The 20,774-nt window shown below is 61.0% G+C and carries 21 protein-coding genes; 11 read left to right on the top strand and 10 right to left on the bottom strand.

Going from position 1 to position 20,774, the window contains the following annotated elements; genetic code table 11:
* The 7 genes from ACYZTZ_RS00390 to ACYZTZ_RS00360 are packed head-to-tail and all read left to right on the top strand — an operon-like array spanning position 1 to position 6,534.
* Positions 1-1,272: a type II and III secretion system protein family protein gene (locus ACYZTZ_RS00390; RefSeq protein ID WP_461996882.1), complete on the top strand. Its 1,272-nt coding sequence runs from the start codon at positions 1-3 to the stop codon at positions 1,270-1,272.
* Positions 1,269-2,465, top strand: coding sequence for an AAA family ATPase (locus tag ACYZTZ_RS00385; RefSeq protein WP_461996881.1), 1,197 nt, complete (start codon positions 1,269-1,271; stop codon positions 2,463-2,465). The genes ACYZTZ_RS00390 and ACYZTZ_RS00385 overlap by 4 nt, the downstream gene beginning before the upstream one ends.
* The gene (locus tag ACYZTZ_RS00380) at positions 2,462-3,742 is read left to right on the top strand and encodes a CpaF family protein (RefSeq protein WP_056746180.1); all 1,281 of its coding nucleotides are present in this window, start codon (positions 2,462-2,464) and stop codon (positions 3,740-3,742) included. Before ACYZTZ_RS00385 ends, ACYZTZ_RS00380 begins: the two co-directional genes overlap by 4 nt.
* Before the next feature lie 10 nt (positions 3,743-3,752).
* Complete coding sequence (locus ACYZTZ_RS00375; protein ID WP_462000628.1) at positions 3,753-4,637, top strand: type II secretion system F family protein; 885 nt, start codon at positions 3,753-3,755, stop codon at positions 4,635-4,637.
* Positions 4,634-5,524 carry a type II secretion system F family protein gene (locus ACYZTZ_RS00370; RefSeq protein WP_461996880.1) on the top strand — a complete coding sequence of 297 codons (891 nt, stop codon included), beginning with the start codon at positions 4,634-4,636 and terminating at the stop codon, positions 5,522-5,524. The genes ACYZTZ_RS00375 and ACYZTZ_RS00370 overlap by 4 nt, the downstream gene beginning before the upstream one ends.
* 10 nt (positions 5,525-5,534) lie before the next feature.
* Positions 5,535-6,245 carry a hypothetical protein gene (locus tag ACYZTZ_RS00365; RefSeq protein ID WP_461996879.1) on the top strand — a complete coding sequence of 237 codons (711 nt, stop codon included), beginning with the start codon at positions 5,535-5,537 and terminating at the stop codon, positions 6,243-6,245.
* Positions 6,246-6,258: 13 nt separating this feature from the next.
* A complete protein-coding gene (locus ACYZTZ_RS00360; protein WP_461996878.1) occupies positions 6,259-6,534 on the top strand; it encodes a DUF3613 domain-containing protein in 276 nt (91 codons plus the stop codon).
* Between the two features lie 63 nt (positions 6,535-6,597).
* Here the strand turns inward: ACYZTZ_RS00360 and ACYZTZ_RS00355 are convergent, their stop codons facing one another.
* Both ACYZTZ_RS00355 and ACYZTZ_RS00350 read right to left on the bottom strand, forming a co-directional pair.
* Positions 6,598-7,380, bottom strand: coding sequence for a response regulator (locus tag ACYZTZ_RS00355; protein ID WP_461996877.1), 783 nt, complete (start codon positions 7,378-7,380; stop codon positions 6,598-6,600).
* A 113-nt stretch (positions 7,381-7,493) separates the two neighbouring features.
* A complete protein-coding gene (locus ACYZTZ_RS00350) occupies positions 7,494-7,964 on the bottom strand; it encodes a prepilin peptidase (protein ID WP_461996876.1) in 471 nt (156 codons plus the stop codon).
* 75 nt (positions 7,965-8,039) lie between these two features.
* Between ACYZTZ_RS00350 and ACYZTZ_RS00345 the strand changes: the two genes are divergently transcribed.
* Positions 8,040-8,480, top strand: coding sequence for a TadE/TadG family type IV pilus assembly protein (locus tag ACYZTZ_RS00345; protein WP_461996875.1), 441 nt, complete (start codon positions 8,040-8,042; stop codon positions 8,478-8,480).
* On the top strand, positions 8,477-11,230 hold the full coding sequence (locus ACYZTZ_RS00340) for an ATP-binding protein (RefSeq protein WP_461996874.1): 2,754 nt from the start codon (positions 8,477-8,479) through the stop codon (positions 11,228-11,230). Before ACYZTZ_RS00345 ends, ACYZTZ_RS00340 begins: the two co-directional genes overlap by 4 nt.
* On the opposite strand, the gene ACYZTZ_RS00335 is transcribed toward ACYZTZ_RS00340, so the two are convergent.
* From ACYZTZ_RS00335 to ACYZTZ_RS00315, 5 genes are all read right to left on the bottom strand, one after another.
* Positions 11,200-13,182, bottom strand: a complete 1,983-nt coding sequence (locus ACYZTZ_RS00335; protein ID WP_461996873.1) for a pilus assembly protein TadG-related protein — start codon at positions 13,180-13,182, stop codon at positions 11,200-11,202. The genes ACYZTZ_RS00340 and ACYZTZ_RS00335 overlap by 31 nt on opposite strands.
* A 195-nt stretch (positions 13,183-13,377) precedes the next feature.
* A complete protein-coding gene (locus ACYZTZ_RS00330) occupies positions 13,378-13,935 on the bottom strand; it encodes a DUF4136 domain-containing protein (protein WP_461996872.1) in 558 nt (185 codons plus the stop codon).
* Between the two features lie 54 nt (positions 13,936-13,989).
* A complete protein-coding gene (locus ACYZTZ_RS00325) occupies positions 13,990-14,604 on the bottom strand; it encodes a DUF4136 domain-containing protein (RefSeq protein ID WP_223432844.1) in 615 nt (204 codons plus the stop codon).
* Between the two features lie 12 nt (positions 14,605-14,616).
* Positions 14,617-15,366: a methyltransferase domain-containing protein gene (locus ACYZTZ_RS00320; RefSeq protein ID WP_461996871.1), complete on the bottom strand. Its 750-nt coding sequence runs from the start codon at positions 15,364-15,366 to the stop codon at positions 14,617-14,619.
* Entirely contained in the window at positions 15,366-15,668 is a 303-nt protein-coding gene (locus tag ACYZTZ_RS00315) for a MazG-like family protein (protein ID WP_008011269.1), read from the bottom strand. The genes ACYZTZ_RS00320 and ACYZTZ_RS00315 overlap by 1 nt, the downstream gene beginning before the upstream one ends.
* 162 nt (positions 15,669-15,830) lie before the next feature.
* On the opposite strand from ACYZTZ_RS00315, the gene ACYZTZ_RS00310 reads away from it, so the two are divergent.
* Positions 15,831-16,124 (top strand): hypothetical protein, encoded by a 294-nt coding sequence (locus ACYZTZ_RS00310; protein ID WP_046054513.1) that lies wholly within the window; start codon positions 15,831-15,833, stop codon positions 16,122-16,124.
* A 241-nt stretch (positions 16,125-16,365) separates the two neighbouring features.
* On the top strand, positions 16,366-17,715 hold the full coding sequence (locus ACYZTZ_RS00305; protein ID WP_056746203.1) for an MATE family efflux transporter: 1,350 nt from the start codon (positions 16,366-16,368) through the stop codon (positions 17,713-17,715).
* Here ACYZTZ_RS00305 and ACYZTZ_RS00300 read toward each other — a convergent pair.
* Genes ACYZTZ_RS00300 through ACYZTZ_RS00290 form a run of 3 tightly spaced genes read right to left on the bottom strand, consistent with a single transcriptional unit; the run spans position 17,709 to position 20,719 of the window.
* Positions 17,709-18,584 carry an alpha/beta hydrolase gene (locus tag ACYZTZ_RS00300; RefSeq protein ID WP_461996870.1) on the bottom strand — a complete coding sequence of 292 codons (876 nt, stop codon included), beginning with the start codon at positions 18,582-18,584 and terminating at the stop codon, positions 17,709-17,711. The two genes, ACYZTZ_RS00305 and ACYZTZ_RS00300, sit on opposite strands and share 7 nt — an antisense overlap.
* A gap of 18 nt (positions 18,585-18,602) precedes the next feature.
* Positions 18,603-19,385 (bottom strand): DUF4123 domain-containing protein, encoded by a 783-nt coding sequence (locus tag ACYZTZ_RS00295; RefSeq protein ID WP_461996869.1) that lies wholly within the window; start codon positions 19,383-19,385, stop codon positions 18,603-18,605.
* On the bottom strand, positions 19,382-20,719 hold the full coding sequence (locus ACYZTZ_RS00290) for a contractile injection system protein, VgrG/Pvc8 family (protein WP_461996868.1): 1,338 nt from the start codon (positions 20,717-20,719) through the stop codon (positions 19,382-19,384). The genes ACYZTZ_RS00295 and ACYZTZ_RS00290 overlap by 4 nt, the downstream gene beginning before the upstream one ends.
* Positions 20,720-20,774: the final 55 nt, after the last annotated feature.

Below are 20,774 nucleotides of genomic sequence, written 5' to 3'. Positions count from 1 at the left end.
ATGCGCAGTCGTTCCATGCCCCTGTTTCAAGGCCTGCTCTGGGTCTCTTTACTGAGCGGTGTGCCGCTCAGCGTAACGGTCGCAGCCGCCGGCAATTGCGCCGCGCTGGGTCCGTTGCCTGCGGTGCTGGAAGTCAGTGAAGGGCTGCAACAGGAGGTGCAATCGCCGGTAGCAATCACTCGGGTGGCGGTGGGTGACCCGAAAATCGCCGACGTGCGAGTTAACGGTAATCAAGCGTTTTTGCTAACCGGGATAGCCCCTGGCGCTACCAGCCTGATGGTCTGGACCGCCTGCGCCAGTGCTCCGCGCCAGAGCATGGTGTTCGTTCAGGGCAAGGCCACCGCGGCGATGACCACCGCGACACGGTTACCCTCTGATGACCCACTGCTACCGTCGCAAGTACAGACCGACATTCGTTTCGTCGAAGTCAGCCGGACCAAACTGAAAGAGGCCGGCACGTCGATTTTCGGCAAGGGCTCGAACAACTTCCTCTTCGGCGCACCCGGTACGGTGCCCAATACGGCCGTGACGCCGGGCGTGGTGCCGCTGCACAACATTGATCCGCGGATCGCGGTGCCCAGCATTCCGCTGCTCAACGACAGTTTCAACATTGTCTGGGGCGGTGGCAGCAGCAAAGTCCTCGGTATCGTCAACGCCCTGGAAGGCAGCGGCTTCGCCTACACACTGGCACGGCCAAGCCTGGTGGCCCTCAGCGGGCAGAGCGCGAGCTTCCTGGCCGGGGGGGAAATTCCGATCCCGGTGCCCAGCGCCAACAGCAACAGCTACTCCATCGAATACAAGGAATTCGGTATCCGCCTGACGCTCACACCGACCGTGGTCAGCCACGACCGCATCACCCTCAAAGTGGCGCCGGAAGTCAGCGAGCTCGACTTCAGCAATGGCGTGACCATCGGCGGCACCACCGTCCCGGCGTTCACCATTCGCCGCACCGATACCAGCATCTCGCTGGCCGATGGCGAGAGTTTCGTCATCAGCGGTTTGATCAGTACGCATAACATTTCGCAAGTCAGCAAGTTTCCAGGCCTGGGCGATATCCCGATTCTCGGTGCGTTTTTTCGCAACTCATCGGTCAACCGCGAAGAGCGTGAGCTGCTGATGATCGTCACGCCGCACCTGGTCCAACCGTTGGCTGCCAACGCACAGCTGCCGTCGTTGCCGGGTGAAAAGCTGCGCAACTATGACCCGAACTGGTATCGCCTGTACTTCCTCGAAAACGGCAACTTCGATAAACGCAGCGGATTATCGCAATGAGCCAGAGCCAGAACCTGAGCCAGACCTTCCTCGCGATCACGCGCAACAGCACCGACCTTGAGTGGCTGCAAGGCGCACTCGCCCCGTTGGGCCAAGTGGTCAGCGCCGGCGCTGGCAGCCTCGACGAATTGCTGGCGCTGGTGGACGTGACCTTCGCCAGCCTGGTGTTCATCGGCCTGGACCGCGAACACGTGGTGGCCCAAAGCGCACTGATCGAAGGCGCCCTGGAAGCCAAACCGATGCTGGCGATCGTCGCGCTGGGCGATGGCATGGACAACCAACTCGTGCTCAATGCCATGCGCGCCGGCGCACGGGATTTCGTGGCCTATGGTTCGCGCTCCAGTGAAGTCGCGGGGTTGGTGCGACGGCTGAGCAAACGTCTGCCGCCCGTAGCCTCGAACACCCAACTGGGTAGCCTGACGGTGCTTTACGGTGTGCAGATCAACGCCGACGGCGCGCTGCTCGCCACGCACATGGCGCAAGTGGTGCAGAAGAGCGGCCAGCAAACGCTGTTGCTGGACCTGGGCCTGCCGCGTGGTGACAGCCTGGCCTTGCTCGGGCTGGAGAGTTCGTTCCACTTCGGCGATGCACTCCGGCACTTGCGGCGCCTCGATGCGACGCTGATCGACAGCGCGTTCACCAACTGCGTCGCCGGGTTGCGGATCCTCGCCTACGCCCACCACGATGAGCCGCTGGAACACACCAGCACCGCCGAGTTGTACATGCTGCTCAGCGCCCTGCGCCAACACTTCCAACACATCGTGGTGAACCTGACGGGCCAGCCGGACAGCGAAGCGCTACGCACCTTCGTCACCCATTGCGACAAGTTGCTGTGGTACACCGATCAGAACGTACTCGACTGCCGTCGCAACCTGGCGGTACTCAACCTGTGGCGTGAAAAAGGCATGAAGCTCGATCACGCCAGACTGCTGGTGGATCGCTACCTGCGCAACGTCGCACCGGACTCCGACACCCTGAGCAAAAGCTTCGGCATGGAGATCATCGCGACCCTCGTCTACAGCCCGGAAGTTCGGCTTAACGCCAAGAACCAAGGTGTGACGCTGTTTGAACTGGCCCCCCGCGAAGGCTTGACTCAAAGCCTGCGCGCCCTCGGCGATCTGTTGGCCAAGCGCTCCGAGGGCGTGGCCAAACCCAAGTCTGGCTGGTTCAACCGGTTGAGGGGTGCGCAATGAGCGGTGAAAAACTCTTCGGTGCCCCTGTGCGCACCACCACAGGCAACACTGACCACGAAGGTCTGAAACTGGTGCTGCACCGCTACATCATCGACGCCATCGAGGAGTCCGGCAAAAACCTGCTGGAGGGTTCGCGGCAGGTGCTCTCGCAGTTCGTCATCGACAAGGTTGCCGAGTACATCGCCCGGCTGCACCTGGCGATTTCCCGCTATGAAATGGAGCGTCTGGCCGAAGAAATCGTCGACGAACTCACTGGTTTCGGCCCCTTGGAAGTGCTGCTGCGGGACCCGGCGGTGACGGAGATTCTGGTCAACGGCCCGCACCGGGTGTTCATTGAACGCGACGGCGTACTGCATCAAAGCGACCTGCGTTTCATCGATGCGCATCACGTCGAACGGGTCATGCAACGGATCCTCGCGCCCCTCGGTCGACGGCTCGATGAGTCGTCGCCAATGGTCGACGCACGACTGCCCGACGGTAGCCGGGTCAACGCGATCATTCCGCCGATTGCGCTCGATGGTCCCTGCCTGTCGATACGTAAATTTCGCAAGGACATGCTCAAAAGCTCGGACCTGATGGCGATGCAAACCATCGATCAGGCGATCTTCGACTTTCTTCAGGAGGCCGTGGGCAAGCGCTGCAACATCCTGATCAGCGGCGGCACCGGCACCGGCAAGACCACGCTGTTGAACATTCTCAGCCAGTTGATCAACCCTCACGAGCGACTCGTCACCATCGAAGACGTCGCCGAACTGCACCTGGGGCACCCTCACGTGGTGCGCCTGGAAACCCGACCGCCGAATGCCGAAGGCCACGGCGAAGTGAAGTCCAGTGACCTGATTCGCAACGCCCTGCGGATGCGCCCGGACCGAATCATCCTCGGCGAGATTCGTGGTGTCGAAGTGGTAGACGTTCTCACCGCAATGAACACCGGCCACGACGGTTCGATGAGCACCGTGCACGCCAACAACGCCCAGGATGCGCTGTTGCGCCTGGAGACATTGGTGGGCCTGACGGGCCGCACCATCGCCGAACGTACCTTGCGGCAAATGATCTGCGCCGCACTGGATGTAGTGATCCAGCTGACGCGCATGCCCGACGGCCGCCGCTGCGTCAGCGAAGTGGTGGAGGTGATCGGCTTGCGTGATGACGTGTATGTCACCAACACGTTGTTCCGGCTCGACCGGCGCAGCGGTTTCGGATTCATGCGCGAGGCGGTCAACCCCGCCGGCGACAAACTGCGCCGTGAGTTGGCGCTCTCTCCCTCTGCGTACTGAAGGCCACGGCATGCTCAAACCGGTGCTGCTCATCCTCGCTTGCCTGGTCTTGCTCGGACTGTCGATCCGCCTGTTTTATCGCGGATTGCGCCAGACCGGCACCGAGCGGGTACTGGGACGCCTGACCCAGGGGCAACCGCAGCCGGTACTGACGAAAACCTCCTGGGCGGGTCTGGATCGGGCTTTTCTGCGGGCCGGCCTTGGGCGTCCCTCCAAGCGCCTGGGGGTATGGCTGCTGCTCTGGGCCTTTGGCATCTTGCTCGGATTTGCTACCGGTGGCTGGGGCGGCTTGCTGGTTCTGTTACTGCTACCGCCGCTGATGCTGCGTCTGTATGTCAATTGGCGTTATCAGCGCCGACTCCAGCGCATGATCGAACAACTGCCACCCATGCTCGATCACACCGTGCGCAGTCTGAAGTCCGGGCGCACCCTGGCCGATGCGGTGCTGGGCGCCATCGACGCCGCTGAAGACCCGCTGAAAAACGCCATGGGGCGGATTCAGCGCAACGTGCAGCTGGGGGTCAGCCTGCCGGATGCCGCGGCTGACCTCGCCGAGCTGTATGAGAAAGACGAACTTCGCCTGTTTGCGCTCGGCTTGAAGGTCAATCACCGCTATGGCGGCAATGCCAGCGAATTGCTGGAAAACCTGATCAAGATGATCCGGGAGCGCGAGCAGGCTTCGCGCCAGCTCAGGGCCATGACCGGTGAAACCCGGGTGACCGCGTGGGTCCTGGGCTGTTTGCCGATTTGTCTGGCCGGCTATTTCCTCGCGACCAACCCTCATTACTTGCTCGCCATGTGGCACGACCATTCGGGGCAAATCATGCTCGCGTCCGCGTTCGGCTTGCAGGTGGTCGGCAGCCTGGCGCTCTGGCACATGTTGCGCAGCGTATGAAAGTGCCTTTGCTGATCTGCGCATTGCTGTTTCTGGGGGCAACGTTGTTGCTGCTCAGCGGTTTGCTGGAACACCGTCGGCGGGTTCGCCAGGTGGCGCAACGACTCGACGGCAAACTGGCGAGCGACAACCGGGTAAACCAGTGGCTACAGCTGCTGGGCAGCAGCCGGATCGGTCAGCGCTCGGTCAACCTGGATAACGAAACCCAGGCATTGCTTAACCGCCTCGGCTGGCGCAGCGCCCGGCGACGTTCACTGTTCGCGGCGTTCCAGGTAGGCGCCCCGGTGCTGGCGCTGGCCCTGACCTTGTTGATCCAGGGCGTGTTCTTCCCACACACAGACAACCACTGGATGGCCCCGATGTTCGCCACCGGCATCGGCTATCTGTTGCCCAAACGGTTGCTGGCCGCTGCCGCGCTGCGTCGGCAAAAACAACTGGCGACCGAGATTTCCACCTTCATCCCGCTACTGCGCATCCTGTTCGAATCGGGCATGGCGGTGGAGCAGTCGCTGCGCGTGTTGAGCAATGAAGGCAAACAATTATTGCCGGCCCTGACCCATGAATTGCGTCTGGTATTGGCCCGGGTCGATTCCGGCCTGGAACTGGGCGAAGAACTGAACAAAGCCACCCGATTGCTGGCCGTCGACGAGTTCACCGACACCTGCGTCATCCTTGAGCAGTTGATCCATCAGGGGGGCGGTGCGATGAAATCCCTGTTGTCCCTCAAGCAATTGCTCGATGACCGGCGCCTGACGCGCCTGCAGGAATACATCTCCAAGATGTCCGCCAAAATGTCCGTCGTGATGATGCTGTTTCTCTTCCCGGCGTTATTGATCGTACTGGCCGGCCCGGGCTTCACCGCCCTGTCCCATGCCTTTGGTTCTTAGAGGGATCGTTATGAAAGCAATAATTGCCGGTTTGACTCTGCTGCTATTAGGCGGTTGTGCGAGCAACGGTGCGACGCCCTGGAGCGCCCTGACCAATACGGCCAGTTGCGCCAAGCTGACCTCCGAGGAACAGCTGTCGCTGAACCTAGCCGATGACATGGCCAATGACGGCAAACTGCACGCCAGCCTCGCCAACCTGCAAAGCCTGCCCGACAACCTGGCCGACGTGCGCCTGCGCAAGGCCAAGGTCTATCGACTGCTGGGCCGCAGCGAAGCCGAGCCGTTGTACCGCAGCCTGCTCGGCAGTTGCCTGGCCGCCGAAGCCGAACACGGCCTCGGCCAACTTGCCGCCGCCAAGGGCGACAACGGCCTGGCACAAGCCCACTTGCAACGGGCCGCACGGCTGGCGCCGACCGACGAGAAAATCCGCAACGACCTCGGTGTGGTGTACCTCAACCAATTACGCGTCGAGGATGCGAGCTTTGAATTCCTGACGGCCATGGAACTCAAGCAAAGCGATCAACTGGCAGCGTTGAATCTGGTAACGCTGCTGATCTACCAGGACGACTGGAGCCGCGCGGCCGAACTCGTCAGCCGTCTCGGCCTGAGTCCCGCCCAAGTCACCGAAGCCCAGGCCCGCGCGCAAAGACTCAAGACACCGAGCAAGTCCGGCCCGACCGCCGTAAACCAGGTCGCCGTCGTCACACCGACGCTTCAATAGGGAGAGGCTTTTGATGAAACCGACCATCCTCTGCTGCATCGGCCTGCTGGCCCTGCCCCTCACCACTTACGCCATCGACCCCGGTCCCGTCTCGGCCCAACAACAGGAAACCGAAGGCTGGCTGCAACTGCAAAGAAGCAACAAAGCGGCGTCCCAGAAGCCGCAAACCTCAACCGCGACCGAGCGCGAGCTGAGCATGCAGCGTTGGTTGAAAAGCTATCAGCATGAGATCCCGGAGTACTTTGATCAGTATGAGAGCGGGCAGGTGGACAGTGGGACGGGGGGGTAGTCTTGATCCGGGAATTGGACGCTTGGGGCTAGCGTTTCAGGGCTGACTGCACACCAACAAAACCTAATGCGCAGTCAGCCCCTGACGCAATCCAGAATGACTGGGTAACAAAGCCAGCGCCAACTGCGTCCGATTATGCATATGCGTCAACCGCAAAACCTGCGACACATAAAGCTTCACCGTGTTCTCGGTAATTCCCAACTCACAGGCAATCTGATAATTCGTCTGCCCCTTTCCCACCAACCGCGCCACCTCCAACTGCCTTGGCGACAGCTGACTGAAAATTGCCGGAATCTCAACCCGATCCACAGCACTGACATCGTCATCAGTGGAAACCGATAACCGCGGCCCACGCCGAACCTTATCCAGATCCTGATACAGATCATCGATCGACTCGGCAAGATACTGCAGCTTCTGATCCAGATGCCCTAGCTGCAGACTCTTCTGCCGTTCTTGCAAAACCACTGCCTGACGCGCAATCCCTTCGAGCAACTCACCCAGATTAATCGGCTTCTGGTAGTAATCGGCAAACCCGGCCCGCAAGGCCTTGATCACATCCTGCTTGTCCGCACGCCCAGTGAGCATGATTGCTTCAAACACACGGTGCTTGCCGGATAACCGTTGCAGCTCCTGAACCAGTTGAATCCCGTCCAGACCGGGCATGTGCAAATCGCAAAGCACCAGGCCGATCGCTTCGTCTTCATTGAAACGCTCGACGGCCTGTTCGCCAGTCTCGCAAGGAACGCAACGGTAACCGCGGCCGTCAAGAAACTCACAAAGCTGCGCGGCAATCAACGGCTGGTCGTCGACCACAAGGATTTTTACTGCCGAAGAAAGCTTGTTCACGTGCGACTCCCTGCAAGGTCAACGTTGACCGTTCCTCTACTGACAGCCACAGGCTGTACAACTTCTGAGTTGAAAGTAGACGTACTTTCCGACTCTGTACATAGAGCAGGCGACTAGTGAAACCAGGCGAGTGTGAGCAACAGGCCCACCAATACGAAGGGTGCAAAGGGCTGTTTCTTTGACATTCCAGGCCCCAGATATTGAAGACGATTTCTAAGCCCTTGGCCCATATGAAGCCAGACTCTTGGCGCCAGCAGCAGCCACAGCACACTGGCCAATCCGGCACCGATGAACACGCCGAGCAGGTGCATGCCGTCCGTCGCCAGGCCCAGGCCGGTCATTAGTTTCACATCGCCTGCGCCCAAGCGTCTCAGCGCATAACCGGGCAAGGTAAAGGCCAGCGCCAGCAAAAAAGCCCAGCCGCCCTGCACCGCCTCGGCCCCCAGCCAGGTAGTGCCCGTCCACAGGAGATACGCCAGCGCCAACACCACTGCGCCAAGGGTCAGGCCATTGGCGATGTGCCGTTCTCGAGCATCCTGTGCTGCGCATAGCGTCAGCCAGATCAGTAATACAAAGCTCTGCATCCGGTAAAAAACGTCCGTTTTGGCTGAATGATTCTATGCTGATATCACGTTGTGAATATCAGGGTAGACGCAGTCATGAAAATAGGCCTCCCCCGTAAGCAAAAAGGCGCTGTAGCGATTGAATTCGCTTTAGTGTTTCTCATCTTTTTCGCCGTGTTTTATGGAATCGTCACTTACAGCTTGCCGCTGTTGCTGATGCAATCGTTCACCCAGTCGACCGCCGAAGCGGTGCGCCGAAGCGTGGCGCTGGATCCGAGCACCCCCGGGTACGACACCGCGGTAAAAACCATTGCCACGACAGAACTGAGCCGACAGCTGGCCTGGATTCCTGCCGCACTGAATTTCAATGTCGCCACTGACGCCAGCGCCACCTACGTGGGCGGGGTGTTGAAGGTCAGCATCAGCTACCCCACCAGCAAACTGCAGCAGGTCATCCCGTTTCTGACCTTGCCGGGAATTGGCCAAGTGCCGAATCTGCCGGCAAACCTCACCGCCAGTTCGAGCCTGCAATTTTGAGTTCCGCAGACAAACTCTTCGGGCGCCTGCTCAACCGCCATCCGCCTCAGCCAGTGGACACGCCAGACACCCTGAGCGTGCAAAGTGTCGGTTTGCAGATGCACCTGGATGCCGAAGGTCGAGTGATTCACCTGACAGGCCCGCTGCGGCATGCGCTGGCCCAGCAGACGCCCGCGGCGCAAGCACCGCACCTGCTCGATTTCCTCATGCCCCACAGCGGCCTCGCCGTTGAAGGCTCGCCCGTCGACTGGCAGGGACAGAGTCTGGACCTGGACTTTTACAGCCTCAACGGACAACCCCTGCACCTGCGTGGCTGGGTCCAGCCAATGGCCGATGCCTGGCTGTTGCAGTTGCTGGACATCGGCGACTTGTTGCTCGATCGCCGGCAATCACGTAGCCGCGAGCAATGCCAATTACTCGCAGCGCAGATCGGCGAACAGTTGCGCCGGTGCAACCTGACGCGCCTGCCCGAGGTGTTGGCGGAACAACTGCAAGGCCTGGCCCAGCGTTTCCACATGCCATGCATTGCTGTGGCGTTACTCGATGAACAGGAAGAAGGCTGGCAGATACACCAGCAATACGCGGCCTTCGATGCGCCCCAGCTGTGGCAAAACGCTCAGCGCCTGGGCACCGGGCTCGACAGCCTGAACGGCTCTGCGCCGCAATGCCTGACGCCCGCTGAACACCCCCGTTTGCAAGGCATCTTCGGTAATGCCGAAGGGTTCGCGGTGCCCTATCACGATGCTCAGGGTGTGGTCGCCTGGTTGCTGTGTGGCCTTTATCCGGTGCAGCAACAGGCACCCGACCTGAATGATCGCGACTGGTTACAACTGACCGCCGCGCTGGCAGGCCCGTTGCTTGAGCGCTTGCGCGAGCACCGGCACCATCTGCAACTGGAACGGCTGGAGTCGCTGCAAGCCTTGCTCGGCACCGGATGGTGGGAGGTGTTCAGCGACAGTCGCGAGGTGCAATTGGCGCCATCGCTGGCCAATAACCTTAACCTTGCGATCGATCGTTTGCCGCTGCACGACTGGCTTGATCGGGTGCACCCCGCCGACCGGGAGGAGCTGAGCAGTCGTCTGCAAACCTTGCAAGACGACGGTGTTCCACTGCTGCTGTGCGTGCGTTTGGCGCAAACGCCGAACTGGTATCGCCTGCAGGGCCAGGTCCTGGGCATCGGTAAAAGCCGGCGGTTGGTGGGCTTCATGCTCGACATCAGCGACATCAAAAACCAGGAGCAAAACGCCGCGGCGGCCCATGCCCGACTGGACAATCTGATCGCCAGCTCGCCAGCGGTGATCTACGTGCAGCGCTATGTCGAAGGTGCGCTGCAACCGACGTTTTTCAGTGACAGCCTACTGCCGCTGCTCGGCTGGACACTGGCTGATTGCGCGACGGGGACCTTGGTTGAAAGGGTGCACCCGGATGACCGCGATCGGTACTTCGAACGTACCCGACATTTGCTGCGTGAAGGTTCGGTGCGCGCCCGCTATCGGCTGCGCGACAGTCGCGGCGAATACCACTGGCTACTCGATGAAGCCAAGCTACTGCGCGACGACCTTGGCTTGCCGGTGGAAGCCGTCGGCCTGTGGCTGGACGTCACCGAAGCTACCCTGGCCGCCGAACAGGTGAAGCAGAGTGAAGAACGCTACCGGATCCTGGTGGAGGACTCTCCGGCGATGATCTGCCGCTACCGCCCGGACCTGACCCTGACCTTCGGCAACCGCCCGCTGGCGACTTACCTGGAATGCCAGCCCGAGCAACTGCCCGGGGTGAATCTGGGCGGCTGGATGTCGCAGGAACAGCGCGAAGCGTTTCTCCAGCGGCTCAGCCGACTCAGCCCGGAATTCCCGGTCAGCACCGCGGAAATCAACCTGCAACTGCCGGGACGGGAACATGCCTGGTGGGTGTGGTCGGATCGCGGGGTGTTCGATGAACACGGCCATTTGCTGGAGATTCAGGCCGTGGGTCGCGACAATACCGAGGTCCGCCGCGCCCAGCAGCAGCTCACCCAAAGTGCAAAAATGGCCACCCTCGGTGAAATGGCCACAGGGTTGGCCCATGAAATCAATCAGCCGTTGAATGTGATGCGCATGGCCATCGTCAACGTGCTCAAGCGTCTGAGCAACGGCGATGCGCAGATCGACTACCTGACCGACAAGCTCAACCGCATCGATGCACAGGTCCAGCGCGCCGCGCGGGTGGTGGATCACATGCGGGTGTTTGGCCGCCGCTCGGAGATCGAGCAGCATCCGTTTAATCCGGCGCAAGCCATCGAAGGCACGCTGTCGCTGCTGGCCGAAGGGATGCGCGGCAAAGGGGTCGACCTGCGGGTCAACGAGACCGGGTTTGAAGTGCAAGTGCGCGGTTACGTCGATCAGCTCGAACAGGTGTTGATCAATTTGATGGTCAACGCTCGGGATGCGTTGCTCGGCAAACGCGAGGCCGATCGCGAGTTCAAACCGTGGATCTCGGTGTACGCCGAACGTGATGAGTATTCGGTGCGACTGTGGGTCGAGGACAACGGGGGCGGTATCGATCCGCGGTTGCTGGAGCGGATTTTCGAGCCGTTCTTCACCACCAAACCCGTGGGTGTCGGCACCGGGCTCGGGTTGTCGGTGAGTTACGGCATCGTCGAGAACATGGGCGGAAAACTGAGCGTCAGAAACTCGGTCGAGGGCGCACGGTTTTGTATCGAACTGCCGATTGCCGCCGACGATCAGATCACCAGTGTCGCTCGTCCTGAGTGACAACTGAGGTTGGCACCGACATCGACCTTGTTCAGATCGATCCCCAGGCTGAGCAGCAGTGTGTTGATCAAGGTGTCGAGTAACGGGCTGAGCACGCTGTTGATCGCGTTGACCAGCAATGTCGTGACAGTGCTGAGGATCGCTCCCAGACCACCGACCAGACTGCCCGTCGGTCCGTACATGTTGACCTTGATATTGGTCAGCGTGTCGGTAAGGCTGCTGACGATGTTGCTGGTGGAATAGGAATAGTAGAACGGTGCCTGGTTGATCTCCGGCAGGCTGGTGGCCGGCGGTGCGGAATAAACGTGCGGCATGTTGGCGCTCTGCGCCACGGTGGTGTCGGCCATGATATCGATGCCACCGCCGACGCCTGGAATTCGCGGGTCGCAGGAGATGGGCAGGAACAGAATCCTCAGACAGGTTTTCACCCCGATATCGATCACCTTCAACGGCTGCACCACTACCGCCGGTGGCGTGGTGTTGCTACCGAAAGCGGTGGCTGGATCGATCTTGCCGATCTTCAGATTTACCAGCGAAGTGCTGGTGTTGGTGGTCAGGGTTTTGTTGGTGGTACTGACGCAACTGTAGGCAGTGACATAGCTGTTGGCGCTGGCAACGTCGAGCGCCACGTCGATACGTATCGGTGGCGGCAGCACGATGATGTCGGGAGTCTGACAGGGCACGAGCAAGGCACAGGTCAGTGAGTTGAGCACTCCCACCAGGTTGAGATTGAGCAAGGCGTTGAGTGTGTTGGTCAGCGGGCCTGCCAGATCAGCCGCCGCATTGATTAGCGCCACGATGGAATCGAGCACCGGCAAGTCGATCGACAGCAATGTACGCACCTGAGCGGTTTTCACATAGATCCGGTTGGGCCCCAACGGCGCGAGCGCGGCGCTTTTCGGATTGCCGATGGCCGAGAGCTGTGGCGGCTCCAGTATCTGTACCCGAGCGGTGATTTGCGCCAGCCCCGCGAGGTTGATCGGCAAGGTTGCCACCAGGCCGTTTTTCTTGTTGGCCAGTTGCACGACCGCTTCAATCAGGTCGAACACTTTCAGGTTGGTCCCCAGCGCCGTCACGGTGCTGCCAGCCTCGACGTGCAGCACGTTGCCGAGTACGACGGTGGTTGCGCCTGCCGCAACCTTCAGCGCTTGAAGACTCGCAATGGTTGCGGTCGCGCCAAGTGTGCCGCCGGGGTCCAGTACATTGACGGCGGTCTGAATCAGCTGGCTGACGGCAATCGTATTGCCCAATACCTGGTTATACCCGGCAGCGCTGAGGTTAAGGTCGACCTTCAATCGATCGAGGTAGCCGAGCAGGCTGATGTTGGTGTTCACCAATCCGTTCCAGCCCGCCGCGTTGATGTTCAGGTTGCCCCCGAGCAAACCACCGAACAGCGCGTTGAGCGTGGCCGATTTGCTGGTGTCGACGCTCAACGTCGTGCTGCGCAGGGTCAGCGAAGCCTGCGGTGGCGGTAATGCGGCGACAGCGCTGGCCGTCAGGTTGATGGTTGCCGCGCGTGGAGCGCCACCGAACAAGGCGCCGATACCGCCGGCGAGGCTCTGCTGGACCGAATGGCTGGCGATCACCCGAATGGCTTCGCTCTTGCTCGGGTCGGCGCCAAATACTCGAAGGTTATTGGCATCCAGGGTCAAGGCGCCGCAAGCGACCAGCAGATTGTGATTGGGGTCAGGAAGGGTGAAGCCGTTACGGTTTGCGCTGGCGGTGGCATAGACGGTGGCGGTGTTGCCAGCGGAGCAATCACCCCCTCGGGTGGAAGCTTCAAGTGCGGCCATGTCCGCTACGCGCTGCAGGTCACGTTTTTTCAGGTACAAACGACCGCTGTCGACCACGACCAGCAAGAACATCAGGGCCATGCCCAATGTCAGCGCCGCCATCAAACCGATCGCCCCCCGTTGCCGGGACGGGCTGCGAAACTGCAAACGGGGAGACATCGCGCACTCCTTTGCCGGTGCACAGCTGAGGGCTACCTCCATGGGTGAACAGCAGTGTAGACAAGACTTGGCGGGACTGCTGGCAACATGCCAGCGCCGACAACAAAAAACCCTGTAGGAGCACGGCTTGCCGGCGATGGCGTCCTTGAAATCGCCATCGCCGGCAAGCCGTGCTCCTACAGGGTTTTGTGGTGTTTATTTGGGTGGGTAGTTGGCGAGAATTCGCCCCACCGTTTCGCGTATCGCCGTGCTGCGATCCGACGGGTTCGGTGTGCGGCTGAGGATCTGCTCGTCACTGCCGCGCCACACCAGTTTTCCGTCCTTGCCGTCGAGCAGGTCGATCTGGATGATTGCCACTTTGTAGCTGACGTTACGGGTTTCGTTGTACATCGGCCCACCCCAGTAGCCATTCCATGGATTACCCCAAGCGCCGCCGTAGTTGGTGGTTACTTGTTGCTGGCGCTGCTCGACGATCAGATAGGTCTGCACGCTCAAATCGCCCTTTTGGCCACCCGCAGCCGGACGCAGGCCTCGCTGATCCAGCTGATCGGTCACCGATTGGCGGATGCGTTGCTCAGTCAGGTCACTCTTGATCCGTGGATCATCGGGGCGATATTGCAGGGCGGGTTCTTTCCAGCTCCAGCTGCGATAGGCGGCGAAGTCGCGGCTGGCATCGAAGTCATGATTGACCTGGCTGCCGGCGCAGGCAGTGAGCAGCACGGCCACAGCCAGTAAAGCGAGACGGCGGAACATGATATTTCTCCGGTTGAAGACATGAACCTGCGCGATGCTTCTTAACGACAGAAGCTAACTAGGAGGATACGCCGACATCGCCTTTTCTACAGCCTCCCGTATGGCATCGGCACGCTCGCTCTGGCTGCCGCGATTGCTGGTTTCGGCGCTGGCACTCCACACCGGTTGACCGCTCTGGGCGTCAAACAAATCAACCCGCACCACCACGACCTGTTCCTGATAAGTCCGAACGATCGGCACGGTGTTGTACATGCCATAACCGCTGCCGTAGCGGTTGTAACCGCCATAACCGCCGCCGTAGTAACCATAGTCGTCCCGAACCTGACGCAGGCGGGTTTCCAGGTGCAGGTCGGCGCTGACAAACAGGTCGGCCGGGCGATTATCGTGCAGCGGGCGCAAGCCACGTTGATCAAGGGCATTGCTGACGGCTTCGGCGACCTGCGCCGAATCCGCCCAGGCGCTGCCCGGCGGCAGCTGCCCGTTGAGCCAGGCCCAGCTGCGGTAGCGCCCGTAGTCGCGCGGCGCGGCTGGGTAGGCGCTGCGGTCAAAGGTGTTGGCCGCCTGAGGCGGCGCGGGTGGCAAGGGGTTGGATGACGCCACATAAGGGTTGCTGCCCTGACAGGCCGCCAACCCGAGACAGATCACCAATAACCCCGAACGACTGTTCATTTCGCGCTCCGATCAGACCGGCCGACAGATCCAGTGCAAGTAGCGCCCAAGCCCGGCAAAGCTTGGGTGACGACGGTGGGCCAGCTCCATTTCCAGCAAATCCACCAGTTCGACGCGGGTCTGGAATTCCACCGGCATGTAGTCGTGAAAAACCCGCACCCCGCTCTGGGTTTCGACCTGCCACATTCCCTCAAGTTGCGCCGCCAGTTCCCGTGGATCAAGCGGCTGCTGCGGGGTCAGGCTCTGTTTCTCGCCGGCCATGTCGTTCTTGCGCATCTTGCGGAAATGGCCTTTGAGCAGGTTGCGATAGATCAACGCATCGCGGTTGTAGAAGGCCAGGGACAACCAGCCATCTGGTTTGGTCAATTGATGCAGCACCGGCAGGATCGCGTGAGGTTCGGCCAGCCATTCCAGCACGGCGTGGCACAGCACCAGGTCGTAGGGCTCGGTGAGTTGGCCGAGCAGATCCTGCCACGGCGCCTGAATGAACGTCGCTGTTTGCCCGGCGTCGGCAAAGCGTTGGCGGGCGCCTTCGAGCATCGGCTCGGCGGGCTCGGCCAGCGTGACGTCATGGCCACGCTGGGCCAGCCACAACGACATGTGGCCCAGACCCGCACCGATATCCAGTACGCGCAACGGTCGGTCCGGCAGGGTTTCGGCCAGGTCGGCCTGAAGCACCGCCAGACGGATCGCGCCTTTGGCACCGCCGTAGATTTTTTCGGCGAAGCGGGTCGCCAGTTGATCGAAATGACGGTCGCTCATCAGCTGAACCTCCGTTCGCTGTCCGCGAGTTTGCTGCGCACCACTTCATTCATGTCCAACCCCAACTCGCTGCACAGCAGCAGTAGATAGAGCACGATGTCACCGATTTCCTGCCCGGCATGGGCGAGCTTGTCCGCCGGCAACTGGCGCGACTGGTCTTCGGTCAGCCACTGGAAAATCTCCACCAGCTCGGACATTTCCACGCTCGCGGCCATGGCCAGGTTTTTCGGGCTGTGAAATTGCCGCCAGTCATTGCGGTCACGGATGGCGTGCAGGCGTTCGGTCAGTTCAACAAGGTTCATCGGGCTCTCCTGAAGGCGTATAGCTTCGGGGGGATAAGGAATGAAGGCAAGCGGCAAGCGCTGCAAAACCACTATGCTTGGAGGGAACTCGGCACCCTGCTCGATAGCCCAAGGCTCAAGTCCGGCAACCACGCCACCACTTTCATCAAGGACGCTCACGACATGCAGGTAGAAAGTTTTTTCGAATGGCTCGGCCAGGCACTCGGTTCGGTTATCCGTTTCATCGTTGACGGCCTCAGCGGCTTGTTCAATCTGCTGAGCCACGCCGGCAGCAACTTTGTCGAAGGGCTGTCCCGTGCGCTGGGCATGGACGCGTCGATCATCAGCATCGTTGCGCTGATTTTGGGGTTGATGCTGTTGTGGTCGGCGATTCGGGCGTTCATGAATGCGTCGATCATCATGGGGATTATCTGGTTGCTGCTGGGGTTGTGGTTGTTGAGCTGGATAATCCATTGATCGGCTTGAGATCCAGCCCTCACCCTAACCCTCTCCCGGAGGGAGAGGGGACTGACTGAGTTGTTCTCTCGTGCTACATCGACCTGAAACTCCGCGTCGAACTCAGGTTTTGAAAAGCATGAAGATCGGCTCCCTTTCCCCCTCTCCCTCGTGGGGAGAGGGCTGGGGTGAGGGGTCGATTTCTGATTCACGGCAAATCCCGAATCAACCGCTACAATGCCCGCTCCCCCAAGGAGCCTGCATGTCCAACCTGATCGCCGACTGGCGCGACCGCCCTACCCATCGTCGAGTCTGGGCGCTCGCCGCGCCGATGATTCTCTCGAACATTTCCGTCCCTCTGGTGGCGCTGGTCGACAGTACCGTCATCGGCCACTTGCCCCACGCCCATCAGTTGGGCGCCGTCGCGGTCGGGGCCAGCCTGTATACCTTTCTCGCCTGGGCCATGGGTTTTCTGCGCATGGGCACCACCGGGTTCGCCGCACAGGCCGCCGGGCGTGGGGACGGCGCGGCATTGCGGCAGATCTTGCTGCAGGGTCTGTTGCTGGCCATGGGACTGGCCATTGTCCTGGGAGCACTGGGTGTGCCGTTGAGCGGGGTCGCGCTGCATTTCATGCAGCCGTCGGCGGAGCTGGATCAGCTGACCCGCGAGTTTTTCCACACGCGCCTGTTCGGTCTGCCGGCAGCACTGGCCAGTTATGCGCTGGTCGGCTGGTTCCTCGGCACTCAGAACGCCCGGGCGCCGCTGGCCATTCTGCTGAGCACCAACCTGGTGAATATCGCGCTGAACCTGTGGTTCGTCCTCGGGTTGGAATGGGGTGTGGTCGGCGCCGCCCGAGCATCGGTGATCGCCGAATGGACCGGCGCGCTGATCGGCCTGCTGATGACCCGCAACGCCCTGCGCGCCTATCCCGGCCACATCGCCTGGGCCGCGTTGGCGCTGTGGCAGAGCTGGCGACCGCTATTGGCGGTCAACCGCGACATTTTCATCCGCAGCCTGGCGCTGCAATCGGTGTTTTTCCTGATCACCGTGCAAGGCGCGCGACTGGGTGATGCCACCGTCGCCGCCAACGCGCTGCTGCTCAATGGTTTGCTGCTGACCGCCCATGCGCTGGACGGCCTGGCCCACGCCGTGGAAGCCCTTTGCGGGCATGCCATCGGCGCTCGCGATCGAGAGGCCCTGCGCCGCTCATTGGTGGTGGCCTGCGGTTGGTCGTTGCTGGCGAGTCTGGGCTTTGCCGTGCTATTCCTGTTCGCCGGGCATCTGTTTATCGAGATGCAGACCAACATTCAGAGCGTGCGCGACACGGCGTTCATCTACCTGCCCTACCTCGCCGCGCTGCCGCTGATCGCGGTCTGGAGCTACCTGCTCGACGGGTTGTTTATCGGCGCCACCCGTGCCCGGGAAATGCGCAACGGCATGCTGCTGACGGTGGTTTTGTTGCTGCCGTTCGCCTGGGCGCTGCAAGGTTTTGGCAACCATGGACTGTGGATAACCTTTCTATTGTTCATGTTGCTGCGCAGCCTGACCCTCGGCGCGTTTGCCTGGTACCTGCACAAAAGCGACGGCTGGTTCGCAGGCAAAGCTCACTGAGTCGGCGTGGCTTTGACGAAGGCCGTGACCACATCCAGCACCGGAGCCAAACCGCGCAGGGGCCGGGACAGCGTCGCCACCAGCGTGGCGTGGCCGGTGCGCGAGAAATACAGGTCCTGCACCGGCACGCCCGCCTCGCGCAGTTTGCGCGCCAGACCACCGGTGTTGCGGGCCGGGTTGACCAGCTCATCGTCGCTCGCCGCGATCAACAAGGCCGGTGGCGCGCCGCGACTGACATGATTGATCGGCTGCGACCGGGGTGGTGAATCCGGCCAGAAAAACACCGGCCGCACCTGCGGATTCTTGATCGGCAGAAAATCATAAGGCCCGGCCAGGCCGATCCAGCCGCTGAGGTTGTGCGGCGACAGACCCACCGCCCCCAGTAACCCGGGGTCCAGCGCCAGCATCGCGACGTTGTAGGCCCCGGAACTGTGGCCCATCAGGTACAACCGCTGCGGATTCCCGGAATATTGACGAATGTGTTCATAGGTCCAGGCCACGGCCCGGGCGCCATCTTCAAGGAACAGCGGATAACGCACCTGCGGATACAACCGATAGTCCGCCAGCACCGCAATAATTCCCCGGGACGCCAAGGCCTCGCCGACAAAAGCGTAATCGCTGCGTGAACCGCTGTTCCAGCTACCGCCGTAGAAAAACACCACCACCGGGGCGTTTTTCATGGGAGGACGCGGCACATACACATCGAGTTTTTGCCGCGGATCAGCGCCATAGGCAATGCCCTCGGTCTTGTCGCAGGTTGCGTCGGGGGTCAGCGCATTGAGCAACTTCAGCGGCGAGCACGCCGTCATCACAGCCAGCATTACGCCGCCGATTATCAGGCTGAACAACCGCCGTGTGGTGCTCGCCATCGATGTTGAACCTCGTGTTCAGGGCTGATCGTTCTGCCACCGGTTGCGCAGGCTATCGAGACGCTCCTGCTGGGTGAGTCCCGGCAACGCTTGCCCAGGCAAAGCGCCGGGGTACTGCAAGCGTAGCCATAACCAGTCATCGAGTACCGGACGCTCGGTAAAATCCAGCGCCAGCCCTTCCTGCACGTGGGACCACAGCGTGTTGTAGTCAGTCCCGGTGGACCGACTCCAGTGCCAGGCATGTTGCTCCAGCAGGCAGGTTTGCAGTTTTTCCTGCTGACGAGGACTGAGGTTTTCTTCAACCGCCAAAGGGCTGACGGCAAGCCCCGGATTGACCAACTGCTGCCAGCCCTGACTGCCGATCGCATGGTCGGCCCACGTCCCGCCGAACCAGCGCAAATGGCTGATAGGACCCAGCCAGCGACTCAGCTCCTGCGCATCGCAGGCATCGAACAAGTAACTGGCCGTTTGCGGGTTGTAGTAACTCAACAAGGCTCGGTGATGCACACCGAACGTGACCGTGAGCATGCGGCGCAAATGCTCCAGCAACTGCGACGACGACACCTCGCTGGCCATCAGCAAGCCACGCCAGAGGGGCACTTCGCTGTGGCACAACCCGGCCAGCGCCGGGCATGTCCGAAGGTCGATCAGGGCCGGGCCGTGTTCACGCAACGCATGCCACTCAGTGCCTTCGAACAACCAGAACCACCGGGCATGCGCAAATTGCTGTTGCAGCATCGCCCCCGCCTGTGGCGCACCCGGCACATCCAGCAATAGCCATTGCGGGGTCGCGACGATCATGCCGAACCGCTCTGGCCAAACCGCTTCGCCGCCCGGCAGGTGCAGAGGGCCTGCGTGCAATGGTTGAAACTGCCGCCACCGGGCAGCAGACATAGCAACATCAATGGCTCGCTCGATCGCAGAAGCTCCAGCAAGCCCTCGACATCATCTGTCGTGCGCGGCGGGCCGACCTCCTCAGTCTCTTCAACGGACGAAGGGACGTGAAGAAACCCGGTAATCAGCGGCTGATCCGGATCCCCCTCGATAAAGCTCACCACCACCTCGGCCCCCTCACTCAACTGCGTGACTGCCGCGTCGCCCAGTTCAGCGGCCACCGGCAACCAACTGTGGCTGGGCACCGCGCCCTCGCCCTGATAGAGCCAGTCAAATTGCACGGCAACCGGTCTGGACGGATCGGGGCATGACTCATCAATGTTGACCACCCAGGCCCGTTGCAGGCTGTGCATCCTGGGTTTCACTGCGCAATGAGGCGCTACAAAAGGCACCTGCCAGTGAATCGCGCGGATCTGGTTGCTGTAGGACGCCGTTAAATCCTGGCTGCCCTGATGCTCGATATGGGTCAGCAGCCAGAGATGATTCCAGTCAGCGATCGGATGACCGGACAGCGGCATCAACTGACCGCTGCGCAGCGCCGTCAGGTCCGTCCGACCTTCGGCAATCTGCGCGGTTCGTTGCCCCTCTCGGGCTGCATCAGCGCAACCCTGAACCTTGAACTGACGCACCGCCGATTGCTCGCTCTCGACCTGGAAGGCCGCGCTCTCACCGAAACGAAAGTGCCCCTGACCATCACCGAAAACCACGCAATGCCCGAGCGCGCAGTGTTCGAAATGGTAGTGAAGCCGTTCCTGAGCACATAGACGCTGGATAAATTGCAGATCCGATTCCTGGTACTGCGTACAGAAATCACGGTGCGGGTATTCGCGACCCAACTCAAAGCGCCGATTCTTGCCGACAATACCGTGTTCCTTTAACACCTGACCGAGGATTTGCGGCACCGAGCGCGCGCTGAAAATTCGCTGACTAAAGCGCAGGGAAAGGCACGCCAGCTTCGGCCCCAGACGTACGCGGCAGAGCCTGACGGCCAAGTCATGATCATGCTGGACGAGTTCATGCAATTGTCCGTGAAAGCCGTTTCCCGCGGGCCCGACATGCAAAAAGGCCGAACGGTACAGCAGGCTTGCAAGGTCGAGTGTCGGGTCATCGATCAGCAGATCCACCTCGAACACAAAAGGCTCGCTGATGGCTTCTCTACCGGTAAACGCCAAGACCTCAAAGGGGTCGGGCAGACCCTCTACATCCAGACGAAATGACGGCTCGTTGACTGGATCGAACATCGGCGATTCTCTACAGGAGGGGCGGTCGGGGATTCTCTCCGAGAGAGTTGGCCGA

It is taken from the genome of Pseudomonas sp. LB3P58 (assembly GCF_054897895.1).
The sequence above is the reverse complement of the archived record's forward strand: the minus strand, read 5'-3'. Positions and strand labels throughout refer to the sequence as shown.

Excerpts from the sequence above, each read along its gene's own strand:
- ACYZTZ_RS00390 (WP_461996882.1), top strand. The coding sequence starts at position 1 with ATGCGCAGTCGTTCCATGCCCCTGTTTCAAGGCCTGCTCTGGGTCTCT.
- ACYZTZ_RS00385 (WP_461996881.1), top strand. The coding sequence starts at position 1,269 with ATGAGCCAGAGCCAGAACCTGAGCCAGACCTTCCTCGCGATCACGCGC.
- ACYZTZ_RS00380 (WP_056746180.1), top strand. The coding sequence starts at position 2,462 with ATGAGCGGTGAAAAACTCTTCGGTGCCCCTGTGCGCACCACCACAGGC.
- ACYZTZ_RS00375 (WP_462000628.1), top strand. The coding sequence starts at position 3,753 with ATGCTCAAACCGGTGCTGCTCATCCTCGCTTGCCTGGTCTTGCTCGGA.
- ACYZTZ_RS00370 (WP_461996880.1), top strand. The coding sequence starts at position 4,634 with ATGAAAGTGCCTTTGCTGATCTGCGCATTGCTGTTTCTGGGGGCAACG.
- ACYZTZ_RS00365 (WP_461996879.1), top strand. The coding sequence starts at position 5,535 with ATGAAAGCAATAATTGCCGGTTTGACTCTGCTGCTATTAGGCGGTTGT.
- ACYZTZ_RS00360 (WP_461996878.1), top strand. The coding sequence starts at position 6,259 with ATGAAACCGACCATCCTCTGCTGCATCGGCCTGCTGGCCCTGCCCCTC.
- ACYZTZ_RS00350 (WP_461996876.1), bottom strand. The coding sequence starts at position 7,964 with ATGCAGAGCTTTGTATTACTGATCTGGCTGACGCTATGCGCAGCACAG.
- ACYZTZ_RS00345 (WP_461996875.1), top strand. The coding sequence starts at position 8,040 with ATGAAAATAGGCCTCCCCCGTAAGCAAAAAGGCGCTGTAGCGATTGAA.
- ACYZTZ_RS00335 (WP_461996873.1), bottom strand. The coding sequence starts at position 13,182 with ATGTCTCCCCGTTTGCAGTTTCGCAGCCCGTCCCGGCAACGGGGGGCG.
- ACYZTZ_RS00330 (WP_461996872.1), bottom strand. The coding sequence starts at position 13,935 with ATGTTCCGCCGTCTCGCTTTACTGGCTGTGGCCGTGCTGCTCACTGCC.
- ACYZTZ_RS00325 (WP_223432844.1), bottom strand. The coding sequence starts at position 14,604 with ATGAACAGTCGTTCGGGGTTATTGGTGATCTGTCTCGGGTTGGCGGCC.
- ACYZTZ_RS00320 (WP_461996871.1), bottom strand. The coding sequence starts at position 15,366 with ATGAGCGACCGTCATTTCGATCAACTGGCGACCCGCTTCGCCGAAAAA.
- ACYZTZ_RS00315 (WP_008011269.1), bottom strand. The coding sequence starts at position 15,668 with ATGAACCTTGTTGAACTGACCGAACGCCTGCACGCCATCCGTGACCGC.
- ACYZTZ_RS00310 (WP_046054513.1), top strand. The coding sequence starts at position 15,831 with ATGCAGGTAGAAAGTTTTTTCGAATGGCTCGGCCAGGCACTCGGTTCG.
- ACYZTZ_RS00305 (WP_056746203.1), top strand. The coding sequence starts at position 16,366 with ATGTCCAACCTGATCGCCGACTGGCGCGACCGCCCTACCCATCGTCGA.
- ACYZTZ_RS00300 (WP_461996870.1), bottom strand. The coding sequence starts at position 18,584 with ATGGCGAGCACCACACGGCGGTTGTTCAGCCTGATAATCGGCGGCGTA.
- ACYZTZ_RS00295 (WP_461996869.1), bottom strand. The coding sequence starts at position 19,385 with ATGATCGTCGCGACCCCGCAATGGCTATTGCTGGATGTGCCGGGTGCG.
- ACYZTZ_RS00290 (WP_461996868.1), bottom strand. The coding sequence starts at position 20,719 with ATGTTCGATCCAGTCAACGAGCCGTCATTTCGTCTGGATGTAGAGGGT.